The 15,308-nt window shown below is 60.6% G+C and carries 18 protein-coding genes and 1 pseudogene; 13 read left to right on the top strand and 6 right to left on the bottom strand.

Annotation, left to right across the window (positions count from 1 at the left end):
* A complete protein-coding gene (locus EFD55_RS17275) occupies positions 1 to 1,167 on the bottom strand; it encodes an AI-2E family transporter (protein WP_125846278.1) in 1,167 nt (388 codons plus the stop codon).
* 177 nt (positions 1,168 to 1,344) lie between these two features.
* On the bottom strand, positions 1,345 to 2,205 hold the full coding sequence (locus EFD55_RS17270; RefSeq protein WP_125846277.1) for a VOC family protein: 861 nt from the start codon (positions 2,203 to 2,205) through the stop codon (positions 1,345 to 1,347).
* Positions 2,206 to 2,524: 319 nt separating this feature from the next.
* Here EFD55_RS17270 and EFD55_RS17260 point away from each other — a divergent pair, with 319 nt between their 5' ends.
* The 4 genes from EFD55_RS17260 (at position 2,525) to EFD55_RS17245 (ending at position 5,295) form a co-directional block, all read left to right on the top strand.
* Positions 2,525 to 2,944, top strand: a complete 420-nt coding sequence (locus EFD55_RS17260; protein ID WP_125846275.1) for a universal stress protein — start codon at positions 2,525 to 2,527, stop codon at positions 2,942 to 2,944.
* A 134-nt stretch (positions 2,945 to 3,078) separates the two neighbouring features.
* Complete coding sequence (gene trhA, locus EFD55_RS17255) at positions 3,079 to 3,747, top strand: PAQR family membrane homeostasis protein TrhA (protein ID WP_125846274.1); 669 nt, start codon at positions 3,079 to 3,081, stop codon at positions 3,745 to 3,747.
* 181 nt (positions 3,748 to 3,928) lie between these two features.
* Positions 3,929 to 4,444, top strand: a complete 516-nt coding sequence (locus EFD55_RS17250) for a GNAT family N-acetyltransferase (RefSeq protein ID WP_125846273.1) — start codon at positions 3,929 to 3,931, stop codon at positions 4,442 to 4,444.
* 149 nt (positions 4,445 to 4,593) lie between these two features.
* Positions 4,594 to 5,295, top strand: a complete 702-nt coding sequence (locus tag EFD55_RS17245; protein WP_125846272.1) for a pentapeptide repeat-containing protein — start codon at positions 4,594 to 4,596, stop codon at positions 5,293 to 5,295.
* 62 nt (positions 5,296 to 5,357) lie between these two features.
* Here EFD55_RS17245 and EFD55_RS17240 read toward each other — a convergent pair.
* Positions 5,358 to 5,880 (bottom strand): annotated as a pseudogene (locus EFD55_RS17240) (GNAT family N-acetyltransferase).
* 110 nt (positions 5,881 to 5,990) lie between these two features.
* Positions 5,991 to 6,404 (bottom strand): peptide-methionine (R)-S-oxide reductase MsrB, encoded by a 414-nt coding sequence (msrB, locus tag EFD55_RS17235; protein WP_125846271.1) that lies wholly within the window; start codon positions 6,402 to 6,404, stop codon positions 5,991 to 5,993.
* Between the two features lie 187 nt (positions 6,405 to 6,591).
* Between msrB and EFD55_RS17230 the strand changes: the two genes are divergently transcribed.
* The 9 genes from EFD55_RS17230 (at position 6,592) to EFD55_RS17190 (ending at position 13,738) form a co-directional block, all read left to right on the top strand.
* Positions 6,592 to 6,807, top strand: coding sequence for a hypothetical protein (locus EFD55_RS17230; protein ID WP_125846270.1), 216 nt, complete (start codon positions 6,592 to 6,594; stop codon positions 6,805 to 6,807).
* Positions 6,808 to 6,937: 130 nt separating this feature from the next.
* Positions 6,938 to 9,304: a putative monovalent cation/H+ antiporter subunit A gene (locus EFD55_RS17225; RefSeq protein WP_125846269.1), complete on the top strand. Its 2,367-nt coding sequence runs from the start codon at positions 6,938 to 6,940 to the stop codon at positions 9,302 to 9,304.
* 4 nt (positions 9,305 to 9,308) lie between these two features.
* A complete protein-coding gene (locus tag EFD55_RS17220) occupies positions 9,309 to 9,728 on the top strand; it encodes a Na(+)/H(+) antiporter subunit B (protein WP_125846268.1) in 420 nt (139 codons plus the stop codon).
* Entirely contained in the window at positions 9,728 to 10,105 is a 378-nt protein-coding gene (locus EFD55_RS17215; protein ID WP_125846382.1) for a Na+/H+ antiporter subunit C, read from the top strand. The genes EFD55_RS17220 and EFD55_RS17215 overlap by 1 nt, the downstream gene beginning before the upstream one ends.
* A gap of 58 nt (positions 10,106 to 10,163) precedes the next feature.
* Entirely contained in the window at positions 10,164 to 11,717 is a 1,554-nt protein-coding gene (locus EFD55_RS17210) for a Na+/H+ antiporter subunit D (protein WP_125846267.1), read from the top strand.
* A complete protein-coding gene (locus tag EFD55_RS17205; protein WP_125846266.1) occupies positions 11,714 to 12,187 on the top strand; it encodes a Na+/H+ antiporter subunit E in 474 nt (157 codons plus the stop codon). Before EFD55_RS17210 ends, EFD55_RS17205 begins: the two co-directional genes overlap by 4 nt.
* Entirely contained in the window at positions 12,184 to 12,537 is a 354-nt protein-coding gene (locus tag EFD55_RS17200; RefSeq protein WP_125846265.1) for a cation:proton antiporter, read from the top strand. Before EFD55_RS17205 ends, EFD55_RS17200 begins: the two co-directional genes overlap by 4 nt.
* Positions 12,534 to 12,866, top strand: coding sequence for a monovalent cation/H(+) antiporter subunit G (gene mnhG, locus EFD55_RS17195; protein ID WP_125846264.1), 333 nt, complete (start codon positions 12,534 to 12,536; stop codon positions 12,864 to 12,866). Before EFD55_RS17200 ends, mnhG begins: the two co-directional genes overlap by 4 nt.
* 440 nt (positions 12,867 to 13,306) lie before the next feature.
* Positions 13,307 to 13,738, top strand: coding sequence for a Ros/MucR family transcriptional regulator (locus EFD55_RS17190; RefSeq protein ID WP_008528845.1), 432 nt, complete (start codon positions 13,307 to 13,309; stop codon positions 13,736 to 13,738).
* A gap of 282 nt (positions 13,739 to 14,020) precedes the next feature.
* Here EFD55_RS17190 and EFD55_RS17185 read toward each other — a convergent pair whose 3' ends face one another.
* Positions 14,021 to 14,443 (bottom strand): SufE family protein, encoded by a 423-nt coding sequence (locus EFD55_RS17185; RefSeq protein ID WP_125846263.1) that lies wholly within the window; start codon positions 14,441 to 14,443, stop codon positions 14,021 to 14,023.
* Between the two features lie 334 nt (positions 14,444 to 14,777).
* On the bottom strand, positions 14,778 to 15,272 hold the full coding sequence (locus tag EFD55_RS17180) for a DUF5330 domain-containing protein (RefSeq protein WP_125846262.1): 495 nt from the start codon (positions 15,270 to 15,272) through the stop codon (positions 14,778 to 14,780).
* Positions 15,273 to 15,308 lie beyond the last annotated feature (36 nt).

Below are 15,308 nucleotides of genomic sequence, written 5' to 3'. Positions count from 1 at the left end.
TCATTTCGGCAACTGCGGCTGCGGCTTTTCTTCGATCAGCAGCTCGTCGATAACAGTCATGACGATCAGCGAGAGAGGCAGTGCCAGCATCGCGCCGACGGCGCCCCACATCCATGTCCAGAACAGGATGGCGAGGAAGACGACGAAGGGATTGATCTCGAGCCGCCGTCCCATCACCGCCGGGAAGATCAGGTTCTCCATGAGGAGATGCACGGTAAAGAAGGCCGCTGCCGGTATCAGGCCGATGAGGAGGCCATCATGGGTAAGGACGCCGGCGATGGCGATGGCAAGCGTCATCAGCGTGATGCCAAGGTAAGGAATGAAGCTCGACAGAAAGGCAAAGAAGCCCCAGAGCATCGGGGCGGACAGCCCGCCGGCGTAGGCGATGACGGTCATGACGACGCCGAGCCCGACATAGATCAGCGAGGCCGTCGCGAAATAGAAGCCAAGCACCTGCTCGACGGCGTTGATGACACGGATTGCCGCCAGTCGCTGCGTGCGAGTGCGGAAGGTCATGATGATCGACTTGCGCAGGTTGACCCGACTGGCGAGGAAGAACAGCAGCGCTGCAAAGAAGATCATCCCCTGCACCAGTGCGGGCGTTAGGCTACTCGTCACCACATGCAGCACGTTGCCGGTATTTTCGAGCAGTGCACCGATCGACATCGACCCGCTTTCGAATGTCGCCGGCGTGATATGCAGCCACTTGATGTGCTCCAGGTAAGGCATGACGCGGTTGATGGTTCGCTCGGCAAAGGCCGGGCCCTCATTGGCAAACGTCATCAGCGGGTCGGCAAGCGAGTTGATCAGCAGGAAGATCACCAATGCGACGCCGCTTGACAGCAAGAAGGCATTGGCAAGCCGCGGCACCCCCATCTTGCTGAGCTTTTCGGCCGCCATGCCGAGGATCATGCCGACGACGACGGCAAGTGTGATGGGGATGAGGATGAGCGACATCAGATAGACCGCGGCAAGGAAGAGAATGCCGAAGATGCCGATGATTGCCCAGGCCATGCTGACGTCGAGACCGTCCTTTTCCAGACGGTGCAGCGGCGGCGGCGGTAGCTCTTCCGCTGCTTCCTTCAGCGACTGTGCCCAGGCGCTGGTATGGCGTTCGCCGATGGCGATCTTCTTTGCTTGTTTGCGGATGCCATTGGCGATGCCCATGCGGCGAGGTCCCCGAAGCCCCATTGCTTCGTCACGGAAACGCGCCGATGCGGTTCCGGTTCCCTGAGGCTGCCGGCCGTCCGGCAAAGCGCAAGCGGCATGCCTTCGCGCTCAAGGCTTTGCTCGCATGGCGTCAATGTCTTCAACCGCCATGGTTGGTCGATTGCAACGTGGAAATTACGCCGAAAGTGTCAGGCCGATGCCCCAGGGATCGCGCAGAAACACGCCGCCATCACGCCTCTCGCTCTTGATCTCCAGTTGATCGAGCTTGGAGACCGCCGCATCCAGCGTCGCCTTGTCGTTGAAACGGATCTTGTAGTCGGAAAGCCCGGTCATGTTGCCGGCGCGCGCCGTGGCGCCACGGCTGTTCCAGATATTGGCGGCGAGATGGTGATGGTAGCCGCCGGTCGCAAAGAAGCTGGCGCCGGGACGGCTCGCCATCAACGTCAGGCCGAGGACGTCGCGGTAAAAGGCGTCGGCCTGGGGGATGTCGCCGACCTGCAGATGCAGGTGGCCGATCGCCGTCCCATCGGCCATGCCGGCCCAGCGCTCGTCGGGGGCGCAGTTGTAGAGCGCCTGCAGGTCGAGGCGCAGCGTTGCCATCTCCACCATGCCGTCCTGGTGGAATTTCCATTGTTCGTGCGGCCGGTCGGCATAGATTTCGATGCCGTTGCCTTCGGGGTCGGAAAGATAGATCGCCTCGCTGACGAGATGGTCCGAGGCCCCGTCCAGCGCGACGTTGTTATGGGCGGCATGGCGCAGCCAGCGGGCCAGTTTGGTGCGGTCAGGCATCAGGAACGCGGTGTGGAAAAGGCCGGCGGCATCGCGCGGCGCGATGCGGGCATCTTTCACGGTCGTCAGCGTCAGCAGCGGCACGCCGCCGACACCGAGCACTTCCCCGCTTGCCGTCTTCTCGATGACCTTCAAGCCGAGTATCGATTGATAGAAGCCGGAAACGAGACCGAGGTCGGTCACGACTAGGTGCGATTGGTCGATATAGGCGGGCCGCGTCAGCGCATAAGAAGCTTCTGTCGTCATGGGTTGTTCTCCTTACTCCGAATTGGCCCTCGAGCAATTCCCCGATGGGGAATGCTCGGGATGGATAGCGCACCGGCGGTGGCGGCAAACATGCCGCTGGTGGCAAGCCCGAGGAAGTTTCGCCGGTTCATTCGCTCTGATGGCCCTCGGTGCCGTACTTGACCCCTATATGGCGGATTCCGATTGTTCACAGAAGGCTCGTTTTTGAGGATGAAGCGTTGAGCAGGCGTTGACGATCCCCATCGCTCACTTGATTGCGGTCAATGCGCCCATATCTTCTTTAGAGGAAGCTTATGCATGCATCGTCATGGAGGGCAGCATGTACAGGAAGATCATCGTAGCGGTCGCAATCGGAAACATGGACAAGGGAGAAATAATCCTGCGCAAGGCCGCCTCCCTGCTGGATGAAGGCGGCGAGATCGTCTTGCTCAATGTCATCGAGGATGTGCCGACCTATGTCGCGGTCGAACTGCCGGCCAATATCGTCGAGGACGCGATGAGGGACGGCCGCGAGAAGCTGGAAGGGCTGATCGCCCGGACCGGCATCCGGGCAACCGTCGAAATCCGCAACGGTCCACCGGCAAAAGCCATCATTTCGTCCGCCGAAAATCTGGGCGCTGATCTCATTATCGTCGCCTCGCACCTTCCGGACTTTTCCAACTACTTCATCGGCGCCACGGCCGACCGCGTCGTGCGTCATGCCAAATGCTCGGTACTGGTCGACAGGCAGAAAGTTTGATTTCACATAGCCGGATACGTCGGCGGGCTCTTGCGGTCTGTCACGAAGATTTACCGCCGCTCGGTTCGTCGCAGTTGCGCACCCGCCCGTTCGATGAGACGATCTCATTCGGGTTGTGAAACGGACGGGCGTGCATGGCCGAGTTCAACGGCATTCGCTGGGCTTACGACAGATACGAACTGATCGCCGACGGCATCGTACACGGCGTCGGCCTTGTGCTGGCGCTGATCGGAGCGACCGTGCTGATCTTTTATGCTACGGTCTGGAGTTCTTACGGCGCGCTTGCCGCCGCCTGGATCTACAGCGTCGGGCTGGTGCTGACGCTTGCCATTTCCTTTTCCTACAACGCCTGGCCGGTCTCGCGCACGAAATGGTATCTGCGCCGTTTCGATCATTCGGCAATTTTCATCCTGATCGCCGCCACCTATACCCCGTTTCTCGAGCGCGGCGCCGACGAGCCGCTGCTCCTCTTCATGCTGGTCGCGATCTGGCTGTTCGCCGCCGCCGGCATTATTTTGAAATGCGTCTTTCCCGGGCGCTATGACCGTTTTGCCATCCTGCTTTATCTCGCCATGGGCTGGAGCGGAATTGTGGTCGCCGAGCCTGTCGCCTCGCGCATTCCTTTCGCCTCGATGCTACTGATCATCATCGGCGGCATCATTTATTCGCTGGGTGTCGTCTTCCATGTCTGGGAGAAGCTGCGGTTCCAGAACGCCATCTGGCACGGCTTCGTCGTCACCGCCGCCGCCGTGCACTATTCGGCTGTTTTCACCTGTTTCAGCCTGTCGCCGCCGGGTCTCTGAACGACGATCATTCCTCAGTTGTCCGTCTTTCGCATCCGCCGTTTACATCTCCCGATGCGGAGCGTATGCCCGCTTAGAGCGCCGCGCTTACTTTCAAACGTGCAAAGACGCTCTAACACTTTCAATCCTCGCGTCACGCCTTCCCAAAGACGCGGTAGCAGGCAATTCGAACCAGGCAATCATGACAGACGCCGTTCTCCTCCGCGATGCCACCGAGGCCGATCTTTCCGACATCCGGGATATCTACAATCACGCCGTCGAGCACACGACGGCGATCTGGAACGACACGCTGGTCGATCTCGAAAATCGGCTGGAGTGGTTCAGGGCGCGCAAGGCGCGAGGCTTTCCCGTCATCGTGGCCGAGATATCAGGCAAGGTCGCAGGTTATGCCTCTTATGGCGATTGGCGTGCCTTCGACGGCTACCGCCACACGGTCGAGCATTCCGTCTATGTTGACCAGGACTGTCGCGGCGCCGGCATCGGCGAGCGCCTGATGCGGGAGCTGATCGCGCGGGCCGCAGCCGGCAATATCCATGTCATGATCGCCGGCATCGAAGCGGAAAACGCGGCGTCGATCAGGCTGCACGAAAAGCTCGGTTTCCGCATCGCCGGCAGATTTTCCGAGGTTGGCACCAAATTCGGCCGCTGGCTGGATCTCACCTGCATGGAGCTTCGCCTGCCCGGCAAGACGGATTGATCCTACTGCCCGGCAAGACGGATTGATCCGCTAAATCCAACGTCAGCAAGCGTTCGCCATCTTTTTATTGTAGTCTGAGCTGTGTAGAAATGAGTGACGGCCTGCTTCGCGAGAGGTGGCCTGAAAGCGTCACGGAGGTAAACAGTTCAATGGCAATGCACGGATCGCCGCTCGGCCTCTTTGCTCTCGTTCTTCTTGCCTTTGCCCCGATCTCCACGCGAGCTGCCGAGTGCGGCAGCATGGCTTCGCCGAAGCTCGACTGGCAGGAATGCACCAAGAAGAACCTGATGTTGCAGGGCAGTGATCTCGAAGGCGCCAACCTCTTCAGCACGGATTTCTCGTTGACCGATCTTAGCGGCGCCAACGTCAAGTCCGCCAATCTCGAGAAGGCGACTCTGGTGCGCGCCTCGCTAGAGGGTGCCCACGCCGAAGGCGCCAACTTCGCCAAAATCGAGGCCTATCGGTCCAGCTTCGCCAATATCGCCGCCGAAGGCGCGTCCTTTGCCGGCGCGGAGTTGCAGCGCGCCAATTTTGCAGGCGCCCAGCTCTCCGGCGCCACATTCGAAAAGGCCGAACTCGGCCGCGCCGATTTCGACAAGGCGGTGCTGACGGGAGCGAAATTCTCTTTCGCCAATCTCTCCCGTGCCGACCTCTCCGGGGCGACCTTCGAAGGCCCAGTGATGTTCGACCGTGCCTTCATGTTCCTGACCCGCATCGAGGGCCTTGACCTCTCGGCCGCCGCCGGCCTCGAGCAAGCGCAGATCGACCTTGCCTGCGGTGACGCCTCGACCAAGCTGCCGACGGGCCTCTCCGCACCGGCGACCTGGCCTTGCCCCGCCGATCACGAGTGATCGGCGAACTGGCGTCGCCAACTGTCGAGCTGCACAGGCATCGGCTCACAACGGGATCAGCTCTATGTCCTGTCCGTGATGTAGAGGTAGAACTCTGTCCGGCTGTCGTCGGGACGTGCTGATTTGAGGGATGTTTCCCGCCGTCGATGCACCCGCCCGGCCACGCGCTGGGAGGGAATGTTGTCGGGCCTGACGATCGAGACGATGCGCGCAAGGCCAAGGGTTTGCAGCGCATGATCCCGCGGTAGCCGCTTCGACGGCATAGCCCTTGCCCCAATGATCGCGCCACAGGTGGTAGCCGATCTCCGGTTCCAGGCCGGCGGACGTTTCCTGGAGCGTAATGCCGCAATCGCCGAGCAACGCGCCGCTCTTTCGGTCAACCACGGCCCAGAGGCCGAAACCGTGATTGGTATAGCTGTCGAAGGCGAGCCTGCGAAACCAGCTTTCGGTCTCGTCGAACGTCTTTATGCCGGGGTAATAGCGCATGCATTCTTCATCGCCGAAAATGCGATGAAGGAACGGCAGGTCGGCGGGCGTGATCTCCCGCAGTCGCAGCCGGTCGGTGCTCAGAATATCTCGCGTCATCGGCCTTATCCTGCAGGGGGAATCGCCGGCTCATCGACAGCGCGAGCGACGGAGAAAATCAGCGGCTCATCGCATCGGATGAGCCGCTTGCCGATCACAAGGCCCGGTGCTTACTTCCCGGGTTCGAACACCATGGCGTGGCCGTTGATGCAGTAGCGCAGGCCGGTCGGCGGCGGGCCGTCGGGAAACACGTGACCGAGATGGGCGTCGCAGGCGCCGCAGCGGATTTCGGTGCGCACCATGCCGTAGGTGGTATCGCGATGCTCGGTTACTGCATCTGATGATACTGCTTCGAAATAGCTCGGCCAGCCGCAGCCGGCATCGAATTTCGTGTCGGAGCGGAAAAGCGGCGCATTACAGCCGACGCAGCGGTAAAGTCCTGTCTCGAAGGAATCCCAGTAGGGGCCGGTGAAGGCACGCTCGGTGCCGTGCTGGCGCGTGATGCGATATTGCTCGGGAGTGAGCTGCTCCTTCCATTCGGCATCGGTCTTGTGAATCTTGGCGGTGGTTGCAGTTTCGGACATGACGTGCTCCTTTTGCCGAGGGGCGGTTCCGTTTCGCGAGAAATGTGGTGCGTTGCCCTGGTTTCATCAAGTCTGCGGCGCAGCGTCGCGAGATTCGCGGCATACCGCAATGAGGGAAGACGATTGCTTTTACATCCGTTAGGGATTTTCCGTTAGGGTTAATGTGACGTGCATTGGAGAGTCACTGTTGTTTGAAGCTGCAATCTTCCTGCTCTACGGCCTCGTGGCCGTGGCCGCCATGGCGGTCACGATGTTGGAAGGCTGGGCCAATCACGACGGCTTGACGCTGTATCGTCTCGTCGGGCTCTTTGCCTGCCTTGTCTGGCCGCTGACGCTTTTGCTTTTCATCCTTCACGGTTGCCTCGCCCGGCTGTTGACACGTCTTTCCCGGTCGATGGCCTGATACGCTTTTCGAACATGACGGGCAGCTTCGCCCTGTGATCGAAATTGCTTGAGACCCTCTACCATTTCGCCTAAGTCAGGAAATGAGCTGGCCCCGCCGGCCTTCGTCTGTTGCCGGTAGAGGAGGAGACATGGCCGATGTCACGGCTCTGACATTTCTGGCCTTGTGTCTGCCGCTCGCCGGCGCTGTCGTTGCTCCCTTCGTTATCCGCGTCTTCGGGGCAAACGGTGCATGGCTCCTGGCGATCGCTCCTTTGCTCGCCTTCCTGCATTTCCTCCGTTTCGTTCCCGTCATCGCCCGCGGCGAGGTCGTCGCCGGCGGTTATGTCTGGGTGCCGAGCTACAATCTTTCCTTCTCCTGGTTCCTTGATGGCCTGTCGCTGGCCTTCGCGCTCCTGATCACCGGTATCGGCACGCTGATCGTGCTTTATGCCGGCGGGTATCTGAGAGGTCACAAGGATCAGGGCCGCTTCTTCTCGTTCATCTTCCTCTTCATGGGCGCGATGCTCGGCGTCGTCGTTTCCGACAGTTTCCTGATGTTCTTAATCTTCTGGGAACTGACATCGATCACCTCCTTCCTGCTGATCGGCTTCGATCACGAGCGTGAGGCAGCTCGCCGCGCCGCCCTGCAGGCGCTGGTCGTCACGGGCGGGGGAGGGCTCTTCCTGCTCGCCGGCCTGCTGCTCCTCTGGAACATGTCAGGCGTCACGCAGATGTCGCTGCTCATCGGATCCGGCGATGTCGTGCGTGAGAGCCCGTTCTATCTCGCCGCTCTCATTCTGGTCCTGGTCGGCGCCTTCACCAAATCGGCGCAATTTCCCTTTCATTTCTGGCTGCCGAACGCCATGGAGGCGCCGACGCCGGTTTCGGCCTACCTCCATTCGGCCACCATGGTGAAGGCCGGCGTCTATCTGCTGATGCGGCTCAATCCGATCATGGGCGCGACACCCGCCTGGGAAATCCTTCTGCCCTTCTTCGGCGGGCTGACGCTGGTGGTCGGCGCGGCGCTCGCCATCGGCCAGACGGACCTGAAGCTCAAGCTCGCCTATACCACCGTCTCCTCGCTCGGCCTGCTCGTCCTGCTGGTCGGCTTCGGCTCGGAATATGCGGTGGAGGCGGCAGCGCTCTATCTGGTGGCGCACTCCCTCTTCAAAGGCTCGCTCTTCATGGTCGCCGGCATCATCGATCATGAGACCGGCACGCGCGATATCACCGAGCTCGGTGGCCTGATGCGGGCGATGCCGCTGACGTCTGTTATCGCGCTCGCGGCCGCATTCTCCATGGCCGGCCTGCCGCCCTTCTTCGGTTTCCTCGCCAAGGAGGAGATCTATGCCGCGCTCGCCGGCGGCGATATTCGCGCGCTGACCTTCACTTCAATCACCGTCTTCGGCAATGCGCTGATGTTCGCTGTCGCCTTCGTCGTGACTCTGAAGCCCTTCCTCGGTCGACCGGTGGAGACGCCGAAACATCCGCACGAAGCGCCCGTCCTGCTCTGGTTCGGCCCGGCCATCCTCGCCGTCCTGGGTCTGTTTGCGGCAGTCTTTTCAAGGTTCACCCATTCAGCTCTGTCCTCGCCAATATCAGCCGCCATCCGCGGAGGCCCGGCCGAAATAGACATTTCGCTCACGCCGCATATCGGCCTGCCGCTGGCGCTCTCCGTCCTGACGGTGCTGCTCGGCATCGGCGTCTACTGGCAGTTCGCACACGCACGCTTGCTGATGGCCGTCCTTTTGCGCTCGGCGGGGCGGGGGCCGGATCACGGTTTCGACCTTGCCGTATCGGGTCTCGTGCGGCTCGCCGGCCGCATCACGCGTTTTACCCAGCCGGGGCGGCTCGATATCTATGTCACCTGCACCTTCGTCTGCGTTGCAGCCATTCTGTTGGTTCCGCTTGTCGTCTATGGAGAATTGCCGCGCCTTCCCGTCTGGCCGGCCGATGTCAGGCTCCATGAATGGGCGGTATTCCTGATCGCCGCCGTTGGCCTTGCCGGCGTGCTCATCGCCCGCGATCGGCTGACGGCGATCGTCTCGCTCGGCATTCAGGGTTTCGCGGTCTCCATCATCTTCCTGCTGTTCGGCGCACCGGACCTCTCCTTCACCCAGTTCATGGTCGAAACCCTTTCGGTGGTCATCCTCGCCCTCGTCATGACCAGGCTTCGCCTTGTTTCCGCCGACCGGCGCCCGCCCGGCCGCAGGATCTTCGATGGTACGCTCGCGTTTGGCTGCGGTCTCGGTTTCACGCTTTTATTGATACGGGCGACGCAGATGCCGTTCAACGATACGCTGACAGCCTTCTTCAACGCCTACTCCAAATCGATCGCCCACGGCGCCAACGTGGTCAACGTCATCATCGTCGATTTCCGGGGCACCGACACGCTCGGCGAAATCGCCGTCGTCGCCGTCGCCGGCCTTGCCATCCTGGCGCTGATCCGCATCCGCGCCGGCACGGAGCGCAAGCTTGCTGCCAATGATCCTGACTCGATCGAGGCGGAGGGCTGATCGAATGAACACCCTTATCTTCCGCACCGTCGCTCCGTTCCTGACCGCGCTGATGCTGCTCTTTTCCGTCTTCGTGCTGCTGCGCGGCCATAACGAACCGGGCGGCGGCTTCATCGGCGGGCTGATCGCAGCCTCTGGACTGGCAGTCTACGGTATCGCTCGCGGCGTTTCGGCCGTGCGCCGTGCGCTGTTCTTCCATCCGCTATCGATTGCCGGCGCCGGCCTGCTGCTTTCGACGATGGCGGGCCTTCTCTCCATCTTCTTTGCGGTTCCCTTCATGACCGGTCTCTGGATCTATCCGAAGCTTTTCGGCGTAGAGGTACCGCTGTCGAGCGTCCTGCTCTTCGATATCAGCGTCTATCTGGTCGTGCTCGGCGCCATTGCCTCGATCGCGCTGGCGCTGGAAGAAAGGGAGGTGGAATGATGGAACCGCTTCTTTCGATCCTCGTCGGCCTGTTCTTTGCCGCCGCCATCTATCTGATGCTGTCGAAATTCTCGATCCGCATCATGCTCGGCATCGCCATCCTCGGCAACGCGGTCAACCTCCTGCTCTTTACATCGGGCCGGCTGACGCGCGAAGTGCCGCCGATCATCCCGGCGGATCTCGACGCCTTGCCCTCCGGCACGGCGAACCCGCTGCCGCAGGCGCTCATCCTGACCGCGATCGTCATCTCCTTCTCTTTCCTCGCCTTCCTGCTGGTGCTGACCTACCGCGCCTATCAGGACCTCGGCACCGACGATACCAGCGAAATGCATGCTGCCGAGCCCGACGACCGCCCGTTGCCGCCATTGGGGTATTGAGGCGGATGTTTGTGCGGATGCTCACCCCCCTCTCTTCCGATAGTGGAGGCGCCATCTGATGGCTGCCCCCACCACGCCTATCGATCTCTCCGCCGCCATGATCACCGCTCCGGTACCGATCGGGCACTGGCTCGCCATCCTACCGGTCGCCCATTGCATCACGCTCGGCGCCGTCTTGCTGATTTTGCGCGCCTATCCACGGCTGCAGGCCTGGCTTGCCATATCGGGTCTCATGCTGCTGGCGCTGATGGATGCGGCACTGCTGGCGAAGGTCGCAGCCGGAGGCCCGCTCACCATGGTCATGGGCCGCTGGCTGCCGCCCTTCGGAATCGCCTTCACCGTCGATCTTTTCGGTGCACTGATGGCGTTCACCGCAGCTCTTGCCGCGCTCGCTGGCGGCATCTATGCGCTTGCCGATATTGGTGAAAGCGGCCGGCGGTATGGTTTCTTCCCGCTGCTCATGCTTTTGATGGCAGGCGTCACCGGCACCTTTCTGACCGGCGATATCTTCAATCTCTACGTCTGGTTCGAGGTGCTGCTGATCTCCTCTTTCGGGCTGATCATCCTCGGCTCCGAACGCGAACAGATCGACGGCGCGCTGAAATATGCGGTGCTCAATCTCATCGCCACGACCTTGTTCCTGGCCGGCGTCGGCATTCTTTATGCCATTTTCGGCACGCTCAATATGGCCGATATCGCCGCAAAGGCGACGGCCCTGCGTGGCACGGCGCCGCTGATGACGCTTGCAAGTCTCTTCCTGCTTGCCTTCGGCATGAAGGCAGCCGCGTTTCCGGTCAATTTCTGGCTGCCGGCCTCCTACCATACGCCGCGCATCGTCGTCTCCGGGCTCTTTGCCGGCTTGCTCACCAAGGTCGGCATCTACGCCCTGATCCGGGTGATGATCATGCTGCTGCCGGTCGAGCGCGAGGATCTTGGCTTCCTGATCGCGCTCGCTGCGGCCGCGACCATTCTGGTCGGCGCCCTCGGCGCGCTTGCCGAAAACGACATCCGCAGGCTGTTCGGCTATGTCGTCATCTCGGGCATCGGCAACATGCTCGCCGGCGTGGCCCTCGGCGGGATTGGCGGCATCAGCGGCGCGGTCTTCTATGCGGTCCATTCCATGGTGCTGATGACGGCGCTCTACCTTGCCGCCGGCGAGATCGCCCGGCGCGGCGGCGGCTTTTCGCTCTCGGCTCTCGGCGGGCTCTATAGGCAAAGCGGCGGTTTCACCGCAGTCTCCTTCGTGCTCTTCCTTGCCGCTTGCGGCCTGCCGCCCTTTTCCGGCTTCTGGCCGAAAGTCATTCTCGTCAAGGCCTCGCTCGATATCGGCGCCTGGTGGCTGGCGGCCTCGATCCTCACCGGAGGTTTTCTGACGACGATCGCCTTCGGGCGCCTCTTCCTGCTCGCCTATTGGCGCCCAGCGCCGATAGCGCTCGCCCCGTCGAGGAGGTGTTGGCGCACCGGGCTGTCGCTCGCTGCGTTGACGGCGCTGGTCATCGGCTTCGGCATCGCCCCGGAACAGCTGTTGCGATTGTCGCAATCGGCCGCAGCCGGTCTTGTCGACCGCCAAGCCTATCTTCATTCGGTTTTTCCAGGAGGGCGCGCGCCGTGACCGCCTTCCTCTTCAACCTGCTGCTCGCCATTGGTTGGGTTGCCGTCACCGGCAGCGTCTCGCTGCTCAATCTCATCTTCGGCTTCCTGCTCGCGGCTTTGGCGCTCTTCATCATTCGCGAACCCTTCGGCGGCAAGACCTATCCGCGCCGCGTTGGACCGCTGCTCTCGCTCGCCGCTCTGTTTCTGAAGGAATTGTCGCTGTCGGCCTGGAAGGTCACAATCACGGTTCTCTCGCCCGACATGAAGCTGAAGCCCGGCATCTTTGCCTTCCCTTTGACGGTAACGAGCGATTTCGAGATCACTCTGCTCGCAAACCTCATTACGCTGACGCCAGGCACGCTTTCGGTCGACGTCTCCACAGATCGCCGCACGCTCTATGTCCACGCGCTCGATTGTTCCGATCCCGAGGCGACGAGGCGGAATATTGCCAACGGTTTTGAACGCAAGATCATGGAGGCCTTCCGGTGATCACGCCCGCCGCCATCATCACGGCCGCATCCTCGGGCGCCCTCGTCATCCTCGGCCTGGCGCTGCTTCTGACTGTCTGGCGGGTTATTGCCGGTCCGACATTGCCGGATCGCATCCTCGCCCTCGACATGCTGACTGGCATAGCGATCGGCTTCATCGCCGTCATCGCGATCAAGACCGGCTTTTCGCTCTATATCGATATCGCCATCTCGCTCGGCCTTGTCGGCTTCCTGGCAACCGTCGCCTTCGCCCGCTTCGTGCTGTCGCGCGGCAGCATCAAATCCCCGCCTTCCGCCGCGGTGGCGAAGAGCAAGGCCAAAAAACGCCGGACGGGGAGGAAGAGGCAATGATGGATTATATCGTCGCAGCCGTCACGGCCCTGCTGATGATTGCCGGTGCGCTCTTTGCGCTTTCGGCGGCGATCGGCCTCGTCAGGCTGCCCGATCTCTATACCCGCATGCATTCGGCCTCGAAGGCGGGGACTGTCGGCTCGGGATTGCTGCTCTTTGCCGCCGGCCTTTATTCCGAAGATTCGGTGATTCTCGCCCGCGCCCTTGCCGGCTTCATCTTCTTCCTGCTGACGGCGCCGGTGTCCGCACATCTGCTTGCGAGGGCGGCCCACCGCTCGGGATATGATCTCGGCGATATCTCGGTACGCGACGATATGGCCAAGCGCTGACAGATATGCTGTTTGGCGACTTTACCAGATTTATGCAAAACTTATGCACAGGAAGCTGTGAGTAAAGCTTGATAGCAGGCCCCTCAATTCTTCGTCAGCTATTTTTTCTCAAGAAAAACGACAAATAATAATTGGCGTTTCGGCCAAACGATGGTATTTGAAAATGCAAGTAGAGTTCTGATTGTGAATTACAATCCTACTGCTTCCAAGTCCCTCAGTTTTGATTTTCAATGTCTAACTGAGGCCATCGCCTGGGGCACGACGTAGTGGTTTTCGATCAGGCAGTATAAGAGCAGGTCTCGGTCTTCGGAATCTAGGGGTGGATTTCGTGTTTTTCGGAACAGAAGGTCGCTTCCTGTACTTTTGCTGTTTGCTTCTACGAGGAGGGTCTTTGACGCGTCAGTCAAGGGCCGTTTGAGCATGCTAACAGGAGAAAGAATATGACTGATATAGCGACCGGCAATGGGCCGGAGCTGCTTGTGGAACTGACGGCCGACATCGTCGCGGCTTATGTCAGCAACCACGTTGTACCGGTCAGCGACCTGGCCAATCTGATTTCCGACGTGCATTCGGCACTCAGCAACACGTCCGTACCGCAGCCCGCTGCGGCGATCGTCGAAAAGCAGAAGCCTGCAGTTTCTGTCCGCAAATCGGTGCAGGACGAGCAGATCACGTGTTTGGAATGCGGCGGCAACTTCAAGTCCCTCAAGCGTCACCTGATGACGCATCACAGCCTCTCGCCGGAAGAATACCGCGAGAAGTGGGACCTGCCGACCGATTACCCGATGGTAGCGCCCGCTTATGCTGAAGCGCGTTCGCGCCTGGCAAAGGAAATGGGCCTGGGGCAGCGCCGCAAGCGCGGCCGCGGCTGAGCTTTTTCGAAAGCAACAACGACAAAAGCCGGGTCTTACGCCCGGCTTTTTTGTATTCATTCAGGACGAGGAAAATTCTCTCCAGTATTTCACGCCCTTCGCCGGCGGAACCAGGCGCGGGAGGTGATATTGCGAGGCCTCCCGTCTTTTGCTTCGCAGGGAGGCGCAGAATGTATTCCTGTATTATGAGCAAGTGTTAATATACTCGGATGCCCGGACGGCGCTTCCGAATCGATCGGTTTGCGGCGAACGTTTCTCGACGCCGATCAACTTCAATCGTTTTCAAGCCGCAGCGCGGACCCTTGCCTCTTCGCGGATCCTGTTCACCATCGATCGCAGTCCGTTCGAGCGCTGCGACGACAAATTCTCCACCAAGCCGATCTTCGAGAATATCTCGAAGGCATCGAGGCCAGCGATCTCGGATGCTTTCTTACCGGAATAGGTGGCAAGCACGATGGCGACCAGTCCGCGCACGATATGGGCGTCCGAATCACCCTCGAAACTCATGACGGGATTGTCGGGGTCGCCTGTCGTATGCGTCACCAGCCATACCTGGCTTGCGCATCCCATCACCTTGTTCGCGGAGGTGCGCTTCTCCTCCGGCAGGTCGGGCAGCGCCTTGCCGAGCTCGATGACATAGCGGTAGCGGTCTTCCCAATCGTCCAGGAAGGTGAAGTCGTCAATGATCTGGTCGAGGGATGACATGGAAAAGCCTTTCACCGTTCAAGCAATTCCAGCAAAATGCGCAGCGGTTTTGCATCCGGAATGCGTCAGGAAAAGCTCTTGAAGTGCATATAGGTGAAAGACCAGCGGATTTGAACCGTTAAAGCAATCCCAGGCAAAGCGCGCAGCGATTTTGCAGCGAATTACGCAAAAAAATAGAAGAAACGCCGTGAGGGATGGGCATCCTCACGGCGCAGCAACATGCTGAATTGAACAGGGCAGGCACGTCAGGCATGGGGCATTTCCGCGTCATGCGGACCACCGATGCAAGCTAGAAACCCGAAGGTGCTGCGGGCGTGTGCCCGCGAAAATTTCGTCAGGTCGCCGGTTTCGGCGTCGGCAGCGGAATAGCGCCTGTTACCACCGTCGCGGCTGTATCCTCGTCATCGACCGGCGGACGGTAAGGCATCGGCTGGTTCAGCGCGGCTTTGGCCTCGCGCACCTTTTCCTGAAGCGAAGGCGCAGCGAGGGAGGGAATGTTGAGTGCGACCGGCGTCTGCGGTCCAGCAAGTTTTGCGGTCGCCGGCGCCTCGTCCTTGAATTGGCTGTCGAGGAGTTCATAGGCGACACGGGCGCCTTCACGGGCCCTGTATCCGAGCGCTGTGAAGGTCTCCGCGCCCTTGGCGCAGACCTCTGGCTTTTCCGAGCACATGCCGGTGAGATAGTCATAGGCGCCGCTTGCCGCCGTAAACGCGTCGGAAAGCTGCAATTGCGGGCCATTGGCCAGCTTGTCGGAACTCTCCGTGCTGAAGACGGAAAGAAGCACGAGCACAAGGCCAAACCAGAAGGATCCTTTGATCAGAAACCACATTGTCGTTGCCCATCCTGTTTTCCCGTCCGGTTCTTG

It is taken from the genome of Rhizobium pisi (assembly GCF_003938655.1).
GTDB classification, from domain to species: domain Bacteria; phylum Pseudomonadota; class Alphaproteobacteria; order Rhizobiales; family Rhizobiaceae; genus Rhizobium; species Rhizobium pisi.
This window is presented reverse-complemented; position numbering and strand designations above follow the sequence as displayed.

Bases quoted from the DNA above. Each gene is read 5' to 3' on its own strand.
- EFD55_RS17270 (WP_125846277.1), bottom strand. From the start codon at position 2,205: ATGACGACAGAAGCTTCTTATGCGCTGACGCGGCCCGCCTATATCGAC.
- EFD55_RS17210 (WP_125846267.1), top strand. From the start codon at position 10,164: ATGGCTGCCCCCACCACGCCTATCGATCTCTCCGCCGCCATGATCACC.
- EFD55_RS17260 (WP_125846275.1), top strand. From the start codon at position 2,525: ATGTACAGGAAGATCATCGTAGCGGTCGCAATCGGAAACATGGACAAG.
- EFD55_RS17215 (WP_125846382.1), top strand. From the start codon at position 9,728: ATGGAACCGCTTCTTTCGATCCTCGTCGGCCTGTTCTTTGCCGCCGCC.
- EFD55_RS17190 (WP_008528845.1), top strand. From the start codon at position 13,307: ATGACTGATATAGCGACCGGCAATGGGCCGGAGCTGCTTGTGGAACTG.
- EFD55_RS17275 (WP_125846278.1), bottom strand. From the start codon at position 1,167: ATGGGCATCGCCAATGGCATCCGCAAACAAGCAAAGAAGATCGCCATC.
- mnhG (WP_125846264.1), top strand. From the start codon at position 12,534: ATGATGGATTATATCGTCGCAGCCGTCACGGCCCTGCTGATGATTGCC.
- trhA (WP_125846274.1), top strand. From the start codon at position 3,079: ATGGCCGAGTTCAACGGCATTCGCTGGGCTTACGACAGATACGAACTG.
- EFD55_RS17225 (WP_125846269.1), top strand. From the start codon at position 6,938: ATGGCCGATGTCACGGCTCTGACATTTCTGGCCTTGTGTCTGCCGCTC.
- EFD55_RS17250 (WP_125846273.1), top strand. From the start codon at position 3,929: ATGACAGACGCCGTTCTCCTCCGCGATGCCACCGAGGCCGATCTTTCC.
- EFD55_RS17220 (WP_125846268.1), top strand. From the start codon at position 9,309: ATGAACACCCTTATCTTCCGCACCGTCGCTCCGTTCCTGACCGCGCTG.
- msrB (WP_125846271.1), bottom strand. From the start codon at position 6,404: ATGTCCGAAACTGCAACCACCGCCAAGATTCACAAGACCGATGCCGAA.
- EFD55_RS17180 (WP_125846262.1), bottom strand. From the start codon at position 15,272: ATGTGGTTTCTGATCAAAGGATCCTTCTGGTTTGGCCTTGTGCTCGTG.
- EFD55_RS17245 (WP_125846272.1), top strand. From the start codon at position 4,594: ATGGCAATGCACGGATCGCCGCTCGGCCTCTTTGCTCTCGTTCTTCTT.
- EFD55_RS17185 (WP_125846263.1), bottom strand. From the start codon at position 14,443: ATGTCATCCCTCGACCAGATCATTGACGACTTCACCTTCCTGGACGAT.